General features: G+C 46.7%; 7 protein-coding genes and 1 pseudogene. 3 read left to right on the top strand and 5 right to left on the bottom strand.

From position 1 onward, the window contains the following. Positions 1 to 24: 24 nt before the first annotated feature. From ABLU96_RS05230 to ABLU96_RS05215, 4 genes are all read right to left on the bottom strand, one after another. Positions 25 to 1035, bottom strand: coding sequence for an AAA family ATPase (locus ABLU96_RS05230; protein WP_233932966.1), 1011 nt, complete (start codon positions 1033 to 1035; stop codon positions 25 to 27). A 294-nt stretch (positions 1036 to 1329) separates the two neighbouring features. Further along, the gene (locus ABLU96_RS05225) at positions 1330 to 3528 is read right to left on the bottom strand and encodes a DEAD/DEAH box helicase (protein ID WP_010434172.1); all 2199 of its coding nucleotides are present in this window, start codon (positions 3526 to 3528) and stop codon (positions 1330 to 1332) included. Next, on the bottom strand, positions 3525 to 4841 hold the full coding sequence (locus ABLU96_RS05220) for an ATP-binding protein (protein ID WP_010434173.1): 1317 nt from the start codon (positions 4839 to 4841) through the stop codon (positions 3525 to 3527). The genes ABLU96_RS05225 and ABLU96_RS05220 overlap by 4 nt, the downstream gene beginning before the upstream one ends. Before the next feature lie 3 nt (positions 4842 to 4844). Continuing rightward, positions 4845 to 7154, bottom strand: coding sequence for a TerB N-terminal domain-containing protein (locus ABLU96_RS05215; RefSeq protein ID WP_010434174.1), 2310 nt, complete (start codon positions 7152 to 7154; stop codon positions 4845 to 4847). A gap of 498 nt (positions 7155 to 7652) precedes the next feature. On the opposite strand from ABLU96_RS05215, the pseudogene ABLU96_RS05210 reads away from it, so the two are divergent. Further along, positions 7653 to 7924 (top strand): annotated as a pseudogene (locus ABLU96_RS05210) (transposase); the annotation flags it as partial. 156 nt (positions 7925 to 8080) lie between these two features. Here the strand turns inward: ABLU96_RS05210 and ABLU96_RS05205 are convergent. Beyond that, positions 8081 to 8842 (bottom strand): hypothetical protein, encoded by a 762-nt coding sequence (locus ABLU96_RS05205; RefSeq protein WP_010434175.1) that lies wholly within the window; start codon positions 8840 to 8842, stop codon positions 8081 to 8083. A 277-nt stretch (positions 8843 to 9119) separates the two neighbouring features. Here ABLU96_RS05205 and ABLU96_RS05200 point away from each other — a divergent pair, with 277 nt between their 5' ends. Together ABLU96_RS05200 and ABLU96_RS05195 are read left to right on the top strand one after the other, a co-directional pair. Next, the gene (locus ABLU96_RS05200) at positions 9120 to 9329 is read left to right on the top strand and encodes an AlpA family phage regulatory protein (RefSeq protein ID WP_004114618.1); all 210 of its coding nucleotides are present in this window, start codon (positions 9120 to 9122) and stop codon (positions 9327 to 9329) included. A gap of 227 nt (positions 9330 to 9556) precedes the next feature. Next, positions 9557 to 11167: a YfjI family protein gene (locus ABLU96_RS05195; RefSeq protein ID WP_024274579.1), complete on the top strand. Its 1611-nt coding sequence runs from the start codon at positions 9557 to 9559 to the stop codon at positions 11165 to 11167. The last annotated feature ends 235 nt before the right edge of the window (positions 11168 to 11402 follow it).

The following is an 11402-nucleotide window of genomic DNA, read 5'->3' as shown; positions in this document are numbered from 1 at the left end:
TCCGGAAAGACGAGGATCTCTGATTTAGCACTGCACTGAATTTGGGCCAGGGTCAGGAGAAAGACTATTTTCTGGCTCCTCCAAGGCGACCAACGTAAACACCGGTGGGCGTAGCTTATCGGGATCAAAGGATATATCTTCCTCCGCTAGCACAGCTCTGCCAATAGCTTGAGATGATAATACTAAAGAAAGGTAAAGCATTGACTTTTGGCCATCACTCAACCGCGAGAAATCAACAAGTGAATCATCGTGCCCTGGTGTAAAGGAAACGGATAAATGCCGCAGCAGTGCTTCAATCTCAGAAGCAACAAATGTGATTTTAGGATCAGCGAAAAATTTTCCCTTGTGAAGGGTGGTCCAGGTTGTTTTTAATGTTTCACTAAATGCATTTACTGAAGGGTTTGCAGCAAGGCTGTTGCTTATTTGATCGGTCAATTGTTTAATTGTATCGCGCTCAGCATCCCAACGTACCGCACGAAGCAAACGGCCGAGTAAAGCATTCGTGCCGTAAGTAATATGGTCAGCAGGATCACGTCTGGCAGGCAGATAGTGGACTTGAATATGATTACGCTCAGACCGGGGAACCTGTGCGGTATTAAGAGGCGAGCCATCAGCATTGATATCAAGAACATACATTAAGGTTTCATCAATATCTCCATCAAGTCCTATCGTAGCCGTGAGGCGAAAACGCACTCGTGGGATACCTTCTGGCTCGTCCAATCGCATATGGCCAAAATGAGGTGCTATGGTGCTATTATCCTCATCACCTGCAAGTTCGGGAAATAAAAAATCGGCTTCTATCCACAACTGGCGCTCCGAAGGAACCTCTACCTCATCAAAAGGGACATGGAAATCTGAACGTTGGAGGCGTCGCAATGTAGGGTCAAACGCAAAGAGTCGGCATAAAGCCTGTAGTGCAGCGGTTTTACCTGAACCATTAGGACCAATTAAATAAGTAATATCTTCTAAGCCCAGTTCAGTTGGTTCAAGACCAAAAGACTGAAAACCTGATAACCGAATTGTTTCCAGCTTCATTCTACCCCTACCTTCAGCTCCTGCTATCGACTAAATTAGCCATCGAGCCTAGTTGTTGTCAAAATTGAGATACCCTCTATTTAATTATCTCATGTGGAAAATATAATTAATTGATCTTATTCACAAATATCCTGCACATGGCTGTTTGTTTACTAAACGTGTGAGAGTCCGTTCCTCGCTCAAAGCAGACCTTATGACCTCGATTTCTGGCAGATCCGAGCCAAGAGCAAAAATTAATATCATCAATCGGCCTCAAGCTTAAGGGGAACATCTCCCCCTTTTTATGTAACCAGTTTACTGAAGATGTTCTTTCAGCCAGGTACACGCGCCTTCAATGTCATACGCTTTTTCCCCAAATCCTTTCGCAAGCAGAAACTCTGGTAAATATTCATCATATTTATCTAAGTACTTTTCTGGAACATTTACAGCAAGATCAAACGCTGAGGGCAAGCCTGACTGCAGCAGGTCTTTAAGGGCCTGTTGAACAGAAGTGATACTTGAGCCGTCAATTTCTATAACTCCAGCCAATGAATTAGCTTTAAAGCCACAACGTATGAGCAAGGCTGTAATCGTATTGACAACCTTATCTCCCATCCATGGGAGGATGTAACAGTATTGGCCGCTCGTAAGAAAATACTCATTTTGCAGGTTATAACTCTGGAAGTTACGGCTGCCTTCCGCAAATAGGCTTCTGGCGGCAGAATCGGCATAATCTACTCTCTTGCTACCTATTGCTATGCGGTAATCACCTTCCCTATAGATAGCGAGCATTTCCTGACGAACGGCATCATGAACAGACATTCCCCCCCCACTAAATTGTGGTGGCTGACCGCCTTTGGTCGCCTCTACATAGATAACTTTTTTCTCTGTCTCGATCTCTGTCACTCTCCAGCGCCGCCCACCGAAGATGATGTGTTGATCTGGTAGCAGTGGGGAGTCCACAGGCACTGTTCCAAGGGTTCTGTTTCCGGTGACAATGCGGAACTCTTCTGGTGTGTTGAACACGGCATAAAACGTGTAATGGTTAGTCAGTTTCTCCCCCTCTGCCCCAACAACCATTTCTCCACTAGCGAGTTGAGTGAGCAGGCCACATGCCCCCATATGTTTAAGCAGGCTTTTGAAATCGCCTATATCCACATTACGGAACGGGCCTGTTTGACATAGCTGCGACCAGAGTTGATCGGCACGAACTCCGCCCCATTGCGCGGTAATTGCAAGAATCTGGTGTAGCAGCGTGGAGTAATGCATCTGCTGGGAATCGGCAGGCTCAAACCATTGTTTAGAGATCATCAATCTGATCATTGCCATCGACTGGACCAAATGCAGCCGTAGGTGGTCAACGATACTGCTAGTCACAGTGAGCTCATTTTCTGTAATTAGCATTCTTAGAACTGATGGGGAGTCGCGTCGCCCAGAACGTCCCATACGCTGACGCAGACTGGAAACAGTATGCGGAGGCGTAACTTGGATAACCGACTTAACCTTACCGATATCAATTCCCAACTCAAGCGTCATTGTACAAACAGCTGTTGTGGGCAAATTTCCTTTCTGAAGACGAGTTTCAAGCGCTTCCCGCAATTCCTTGGCAAGGGAACCATGGTGGGGAAAGAATTCATTGGGAACAATATGTTCCTCACACATGTCGCTCAGCGTGGCAGCAATGCTTTCAGTCCGCTTTCGACTGTTTGCAAAGACCAAATGAGAATCGCCACGGCAAAGTCTAAAAATGTCAGCGCAAACGTCATGTTCAGCTGAACTCTGAAGTTCTTCTTCTTTTTGGAGCACTCGCTCCAGATAACCTTTGACCTGTACCTGAAGAGTGGCCTCGCTCTTACTATCTGTAACAGTTACGCAGGGTAGTCGTTTGTCCGGGCGCAAAAGTTCGGGTACTTTCTCCAGTTCCCCAAGCGTGGCACTCAACGCAACGCGGGGAATTGGATTTACCTGGCGTCCTAGCACATGGTCAATTCTATTGAGCAGAGAAAGCAGCTGTACACCACGCTCTGAGCCAATGAAAGCATGAAACTCATCAATAACGATGTATGCGACTGACGAAAACGCCTGTTTGAGCCAGCCCATTGAATTTATGAGCAAAGACTCAAGTGACTCAGGTGTAATCAGTAAAATGCCAGCAGGGTTTGTCCGAGCCTTCTTCTTTTTGCTTTGTGGTACATCCCCGTGCCAAGGAGTCACTGGCATTTCCAATGCATCTCCAAGGCTCTCAAGACGACGGTACTGATCGTTAATCAATGCCTTCAACGGACTGATATAGACGATGCCAAATCCATTAGTGAGATCTGCAACTGCCGAACAGGCAGGAAGAAAGAAAGCCTCTGTTTTACCGGCTGCTGTGCCTGCACTGATTAGCACGTCTCGATCACGGGCTAAAATTGCCGGGATAGAACTCTCCTGCAAGGGCCTTAATGTAGACCACCCCTGCTTGTAAACCCACTTACGGACGCGGGGATCGAGACTATCATAGGCACTGCTCATAATTTGAAGTTCGCCAGTCCGTCGTCGTCATCGCTTTCCTCTATAATGACGTCATCCATTTCGCTGGGCCTGTCCTCTTCAATCGCCACACCCTCGATTAGTGTTTGCCAGTTCATCGTTCTGTTTTGTTCCAGCACGGCCAGCATGTCCAAGAAACCTTTTATGGTATTACGGGGGGTACGGAAGTAAGCGTCTCCAATGGTTTTACTACAGTGATGCAGAAATCCAGTCAGTGCCTCATCTGGAACCAGATAATTCTCTGGATCTCCGCCTGCATAAACATGACGAAGATTTCTCAGTAAAATATACAGTTCCTCAGGGGTGAGGCTGGCAAGATGCAAAGTGGGAGACGAGTAGTCAATCACTCCTGCTTTTTGCGCGAACCGATTTTCCGCCAGACGTGATTGGAGCGCCTCATAGCTGTAAAGACCTTTGCGCGGATCGAAAAGGAACTCTGGCGTCCCCCCGAGGATAAAACCAATATTCTCGGCTGAGCCTTGCAGGCAGTCATTCAGGATCCGCAAAATCTGTTCGTAGTTCGCTGTTCTTGCTTGCGTATTATTCAGTTTAAAGAGGTTCACCATTTCGTCGAGGCTGACCAAAAGACCGGCATAGCCTGCCTGGCGGACAAAAAGGCTCATCAGCTTCAAAGAGTCATAGAATGAAGCGTCTGAGATAATAGTCCGAACGTCGAGATCGTTACGGGCATCAGTTTTAGTGGTGTACTCTCCCCGCAACCAGCGAATAGCATTGGATTTTAGTGTTTCGTTATCCTGCTCATGCCCGCGCCAGAATGAATCAATGACCTTCGCAAAGTCATATCCGCCGACCATATCTGATAGTGCTGCCAGGCGTTTATGAATAACTGATGAAACCTCGGAGCCGTCCTTGTCAGCTTCCTTCCTTGCCTCCGTAACGAATCTTTCAACAACGCTAAGTAACGCATTACCATCCAGCTTGTTTCTGGTGGACATGTTTTTCATAAGCTCAGAATAGAGATTACGAGCCTGACCTCCCGATGAGTGAATGCGTCTGTCAGGAGAAAGGTCTGCACTGATTGACACCAGCTTCTTCTCTAGCGCAATAGAGCGCACAACACTCAGAAAGAACGTTTTACCAGAACCATATTCACCGATGATAAGTCTGAAGCTTGCACCACCGTCAGCAATCCTCTCAATATCCTGGTGGAGAGCGGTGATCTCATTCACGCGGCCAACCTGGATATGCTGAATGCCTATCCTTGGCGTTACACCTGACTTAAGTGACTGAATAATAGCGTCGCGTTCTTTCACTCTTATACGTGTTACAGACATTCACTATCCCTCTAATTCTTTGGCAATTTCCAGGTCAACCCAGATATCATCATCGGCATCGTCCAGTACCGGAGCATCAACCACCGCATAGGACCAGTCATTAATCACCTCAAGCGCACCGCCGAGCATCAAATTCAAATTTCCACACAATTCTGTCGCCTCTTTCCGGGACCACTGTTCTTTCTCCAGCAAACTGCGATAAAGCTGGCTATGTGCGGAGTCTAGCCCCCCCGCCTCCGTTAATGAGGCTGGAGCGCTTTCTGGCTCTTCCGGTTCTTCTTCGGTGAAAATTGTGTTCAGCAATTTACGAACATCATCCGTGGCAGATTCGTGGCGGGCAAGTACATTAGCATCCAGTGTGAACCCTACTGCTGGCTGATCAGTTGGTACAGACGAGACGAGATCATGTTCAGTTGCGGAATGCTGATGGATATTGCTCGAGACAGATGAGGGATCCAGCCCCAAACTTGAGTAAATCTTCTCAAGCTGTTTGATTTCGGCAGGCGCTATTGTCCCATCCGAACAGGCAACACTAACGATAACTTTACCCACAGCAGCTTTTTCCGCAGCCCCCATCAACTCAATCCTGCTTTTCATTCCTGTCATATTGGCTGGGGTATGAAGTTGCCACGTTAAATACGCATGTAGAGAGCGTTTTTCATCATCGGTGAAGCCAGTATTGTTGTTGATGGCATTCTCAAGCACTTTCTGTTCAGCTTGATCAAGAGAATCGTCAATCAAGGCGACCATCGCCCCTAATCTGAGCGTCATTACTGCTGAGATAAATTCAGAAGAAGGTGAGAAGCGTCCACCTTCGGCGGCAGGGAATAGAACAAGTGTCCCATCAACATCCGCCTTCACATGGTGATAATACGGGTCAGGTGCCAGACCGTAACCCATCTTCAGAGCAAAGGCCTGCATCAAATCGGCCTCTTTTTTATTGATTTTATTGGGGCAAATGGCATTCATATGTGCCCAAAAGTCAGCAACTGAGACTAACCCCTCCTTGACGAGGATCGCCTCATCAGCCCAGCGTTTGAATGAGCTTAATATTTTTTCTGCGCTTTCATTAACGATCTCTGAAGGGAGCAACATTATTGCAGCCGTATCATTGACTGACGTACCTTTCCTACCAAGGTAGCGACTATAAGCATCAAGTTCATCCGTACATATGTCGGCAAGAGCCATAATTTTCTGGACAGGGCTCTTCAACGCACTTGGATCAGGCAGGTCGGGAACAGGGAGTCGAACACCTCGCAAACTAGGACTTGCTGGTGTGTAATCTAACCTTAGGCGCGTTTTATTCGCCTTAACGACCATCCCTTCACCATATTTGAGGGTGTAACGCCGTTTGAAAAGCGCAGCAAACTCTTTAGCACAGCGGCGAGCCGGGGTACGCAGCGAATACTCGGTGTGGTTTATTACCCAGCTCAACGCCAGTTCAGCTGATACAGGGACTCCTTCATGTACAGTTTTTGCCAGAGCCAGCTTAAATTGCATGCTGTTGCTGAAACCTGAATTGCTATCGAGCTCAGTGGCTAAGCCCATGTTCGGGCGCAGAATAGACATGGCTTCGAGTAACTGGGCCGAATATCCACGGAATGAGCGGTTCTCAATGAATACGGATCTTAACCGAGCTACTTCATTGAACAGATTACGGAACTCAGCATCAGGGAATTTTGGGTCAGTGGAATCTATGAGCGCTTTTCTTTCCAGGCCGTAGAGGTAGATAAAAACATAGCCGATAGGACACGATGGATCAGACCTATCGCTGGCGAGCCAACTGACATACGCACCGCGTGCTTCTGGGGAAAGAGAAGAAAAACTGGGCCAGTATCCTAATGAACTGTCCTCGTAAAGATAAGAAGTAGGTTTTATCTTACATGTGTCATCAATTAATGATGCCTCATTTCCATCGTCATAATAGCCGCCTGATTCCTGACCGGAGGGCTTCATACGTTGCCCCAAGTAAATGTGGCCACCGCTAATTGCTACACCAGCTACAGTTATCATCTCACCCGGAAGTACCCATCGAGCTAGTGCACCTGCTGACTTTGAGGTGTTCCGGTAATGATTGGTTGTCACCCGAAGTTCAACACCCCGGCCACCGCTCAATGTAAAAGTTGCAAGGTTATCGTCTTCACTATCATCGTTTCGCACAACCGCCTCTTTTTTCTTGATGTCAGCGAGCCATTCTTTTGGCGGTGCTTTCACGGGGCTTGAAGCATAAGACTTTGAAGATTTACGTTTTTTCTTTCTAAAAAACAACAAGTAAATTACTAAAATCGCCGCCAGAAACTTCAATAACTCCATGATATATAACCTTAAAATAATTCTTCATTCACATTTGAAATGTGGTAGGGAATGCATGGCAAGTGGATTAATCTCAAAATAATACGTCTAAATCGCTATGGTTAAAAGCAAATCGCAATTAAAATTAACCAATTGATTTAAATGACAAAAATCATTGAATAATTTACTTCACCAGAAGTGAATTTTTAAGGAGTAAAAAGCCTGCTGGGCCATTCGCCTAAGAATGATGTTGTACTAATGCTAGGTTAACATACGAGCAAATATACTGGGGATGCAGAACTGACCGCTGTATGATGACATTTACCTATTCGTTGAGAATGTCGGTAACTATTGGAAAGCCGTTAGAGACTGTACATTCTCGGATTTTAAGAGTAGCTGGTTTAGTTTTGTGTAATAGCTGCGTCAGGTCAAACCTGATCTATGAGCAGATATAGCGAGGGGCCCCACGCTGATTTTTATCAACTAATTAAGCTATGAGCTGAGTTGTGCCGAAGTTAAGATATCCTCATCGCCTACGTTGATGAGCTGAAGAGCATCTCTGACGCCATTAATGCAGTTTATCCGGAGAGCGGATTAAGTTCTGTATCATTCACATGGTGCGTAATAGCCTGCGGCTCGTATCTTAGAAGGACTACAAAGCATTAACCCATGACCTGGGGTACCTGCGGCAGAGGCGGTTTTACACGACGAATACCATTGCCAGATTGGACAGTGTGATCCGGCATACTATTAAAAAGTGCAAGGTACTCCCGACAGATTACTCATTAAAAAGTTGTATCGCTATCAACCCTGTCAGTATCGCTAAAAAGACGATGATGTTCAGGGGAGCTCGTATCGTCTTATTATCAGCTCTATGCTCTTCTGCACAGCCACATCTGAGAAAAGGCAGTCACATTGAATCACGTACGCGCTCTCAAGGTACCGGACTATCGATTTTGCGACACCCCGATACGTTTTTGTACTGCCTTCGCAAACGCCGCCTTCACTCTTTTGTCTTTGACTGACCATTCAGCCAACAACTTGATCTGGCTTGCCTCCACCATTGCCGCGTCCCGTGAGTCGTTTTTATCCTGTGCGGAAGGCCATCCATGCTCCTCAATATAGGGCCTTAACGCTTTAATAATTGCGTTGATGGCATCGGTTTTAGTTTCCCAGCCCTCAGGTTGCGCTTCCAGGTGTTTTATCACTTCGTCTTTAACGCCATCAAAACGTGTCGCTTTGACCTTTCCGCCATAAGCAGAATTGAGTTTATGCCGTTCCTTGATTCTTTTACCTGCTGCGGATTCACTGCGTTTCAGACCGCGATCCAACAACGCGATAGCCTTCAGCATTAATTGCACCGCATGATCTGGATCCGATTCGAGAGCCGATGTTCCCTGCCTCCAGTATTGTTCAGCCTCAGACATATCGTTCCTGATCCCCTTTATCATCCATTCTGAAAGACTGAAAATTTTCAGATAACGCCGCCATTTTTTCTCTCCGTGCTCATCAGCAAGTCGCCGCGCTAAATCTTCATCCTTCGTTTGTCTCCCTGTTTGTAGCACGATAACAATTTCAGTATCTTTATTCAGCCATTGCCTGGCGATATGTTTCTGTCTGATCCCGAGATGAAAACGTAACGCTTTCCTCTTTTTACGAAATACGATGAGTAACTCATCAGGGGTAAAATCCCTGTCTAAATCAGCCATGAAGTCCCTCTTTTCGAATGACAATTTCTATACTCCAGTAAATTTCCTTGCCTGACACCTGGAACGACTCATTCTTGCCCTTAGCCAGACGCTTCCGACACCATTTTCGAAAAAAAACATTCTGTCACCAACAAAAAACGGGAAAAAACCCTAAAAAAAACCCCTATCTCGTTGTTATAAAATGTCTTTTTTGCTACAGCCACCAGGCGGGTGCCATTACCTGTTCCGGCACCATACAATTGCATCCATATCGAAAGAACAGGGGGAATTAACAGATATGTCTGTACAAGGTATCAGGATACTGCGGATACGCGCCGTTGTTAACAAAACGGGCATTGCCCGCTCAACCATCTATGACTGGATCAACCCGAAGTCGCCGCGCCACGACCCGACCTTTCCGAAACAGCGCAGGCTGGGTATGCAGTCCGTCGGCTGGCTTGAGTCAGAGCTGGATGCATGGCTGCTGGAACGCCAGCAGGCATCATAAGCGATGAGATAGTATTGGTAAAAATTAAAGGAGGATACGCAGGTTATATAACAACGTCTCTGATTTAAATATGTACTCGCTGCGACATATTTTTGCCAGCTGCAAGGAAACTGAATGCGATTATTTATTGAGTAAAATTATTACTTTAAATAAATTTTGACGCTTGGCTATTTTATTATATTCACAACTAACCCGTTACTGAAAACAGTAACCAAGGAGAATATTACATGCAGAATATACTGCCACACACTGTCATTCCGAAAATGCCGGAGCCTTATATTCCCGTACAAAACAGAACCCCGGAGGGTTATCCTGTCTGCGCGTTCCCGCCGGTGATGCGGGATGTCATTGATGCTCTTTATAACGAGACGGGTATCCCGGCGGAACTGATAGCGGGGGCCGTACTGGCAGCCGCTTCCCTCGCCTGTCAGGCTCATATTGAGGTGGTACCACCACACTCATCGGATCCGATGCACTGTGCACTGTATTTACTGACGTTGGCGGTCTCCGGTGAAGGTAAGACCAGTATCAGCAAAAAAGTGATGAAGCCTTTTTACCGATTCGCTGAGCAAATGAAGCAGCAGCACGACGGTCTGATGAAGGCACACCTGCGTGCTGACAATATCTGGAAAATACACCAGAAAGCATTGACCAGTAATCTGTACACTGCCATCAAAAGCGGTTCTGAGGGGACGGAGGAAGAACGGCTGTTAGATGAACATGCAGAAACCCGGCAGCAGCCTCCGACCCGCCTGGCGATGCTTTATGACGACACCACCGCAAAGGCGCTCCTGGAAGGTTTGAGCCGGTATTCTGAAGCCGGGGTGCTCTCAGATGAGGCAATTACCTTTTTTAAAGGGTATCTGAAAAACAACCTCGGTTTACTGAATAAAGCCTGGGACGGAGAGACCTATGAATACCACCGCCCGGGCGGTGAGGAGTACGATATCAACGCCTGCCTGACCCTAGCATTAATGGTTCAGCCCCCGGTCTTTGAAAATTACCGCCGTAACCACGGTGAACTCAGCAAGGGAAGTGGTTTTCTGTCGCGGTTTCTTTATATCAATACCATCAGCACGCTGGGACGTCGCCGCACAAATACGGACCACGCTCATTCTGATGAAGCATTAAATGTGTTCCACAGTAAAATTAACCAGTTACTTGATAAGCAAAAGGCGCGTTTTTATAGTCACGATACGCAAAAACAAACGCTCAGGTTATCTGATGATGCGACCACTTACTGGGCAGATAAACAGTCAGAGCTCAGCCGTAAAACAGCCCCCGGACAGCAGATGGAGCATATCAGTGAAATTGCAGCCAAAGCGGGGGCGAATGCCCTCAGGGTTGCGGCCATTCTGACATATATGTATTCACCTGAGAGTTTATGTATTTCGCGGGGGGTCATCCAGGCCGCCTTCAAAATTGTGGAATGGCATCTTGAAGAAGCGGAAAGGCTGTTTTTCCCTTCTTCTGAACGGAATGCATTTATGGAGGACGTTTACGAGATGTTCAGGTGGCTTAAGGAGAAATTTCTCGATAATGAGGGATATCCACTCAGGAAAAATGAGGTAAACCGGAACGGCCCGAACCGGCTGCGTGACGCCAGTAAATCACAATCTGTTCTTGAGCAGTTAATCGCACTGGGTCTGATTTGTTTTATTCGTCCCGGCCGTCATTCTGCGGTGTATATTGCCATGCCTTCCCTGGAATGTCGCCACTCATGGTGTATTCCACCGGCATTCCTGGAGAACGGACATAATCCGATTATTGCATCGCCAGAGAATGTCACTGGCAGGTATGGTTTTGAATACTTCGACTTTAACAGGCTGGAATATTAATCGGGACATCTCACTACAGAGGCCCGGATGGCCAGAGCGTACACTGGTTAAACGTCTTCGAAAACAACCACAGAGGCAAAAACCCCGCGCCAGTCGCTACTGGTCGCGATCTGCGCGGGGTTTTCTCAGAATACAGTAGTAAAAAAAGATAATGACGACAGGTGTAAAGCTCTGTGGATATGAATCATTAACAGCCATTAAAACCTGTAATTTAATAAAACAGTTCTGCTGGTGT

This window comes from Klebsiella sp. CN_Kp106, assembly GCF_040064575.1.
Taxonomy (GTDB): Bacteria; Pseudomonadota; Gammaproteobacteria; order Enterobacterales; family Enterobacteriaceae; genus Klebsiella; species Klebsiella michiganensis.
Note: the sequence above shows the minus strand (reverse complement) of the source record. Positions and strands in the feature narration are given on the sequence as shown.

What these genes read in the sequence shown, in the direction of transcription:
- ABLU96_RS05205 (WP_010434175.1), bottom strand. Translation starts at nt 8,842, where the DNA reads ATGGCTGATTTAGACAGGGATTTTACCCCTGATGAGTTACTCATCGTA.
- ABLU96_RS05215 (WP_010434174.1), bottom strand. Translation starts at nt 7,154, where the DNA reads ATGGAGTTATTGAAGTTTCTGGCGGCGATTTTAGTAATTTACTTGTTG.
- ABLU96_RS05230 (WP_233932966.1), bottom strand. Translation starts at nt 1,035, where the DNA reads ATGAAGCTGGAAACAATTCGGTTATCAGGTTTTCAGTCTTTTGGTCTT.
- ABLU96_RS05195 (WP_024274579.1), top strand. Translation starts at nt 9,557, where the DNA reads ATGCAGAATATACTGCCACACACTGTCATTCCGAAAATGCCGGAGCCT.
- ABLU96_RS05200 (WP_004114618.1), top strand. Translation starts at nt 9,120, where the DNA reads ATGTCTGTACAAGGTATCAGGATACTGCGGATACGCGCCGTTGTTAAC.
- ABLU96_RS05220 (WP_010434173.1), bottom strand. Translation starts at nt 4,841, where the DNA reads ATGTCTGTAACACGTATAAGAGTGAAAGAACGCGACGCTATTATTCAG.
- ABLU96_RS05225 (WP_010434172.1), bottom strand. Translation starts at nt 3,528, where the DNA reads ATGAGCAGTGCCTATGATAGTCTCGATCCCCGCGTCCGTAAGTGGGTT.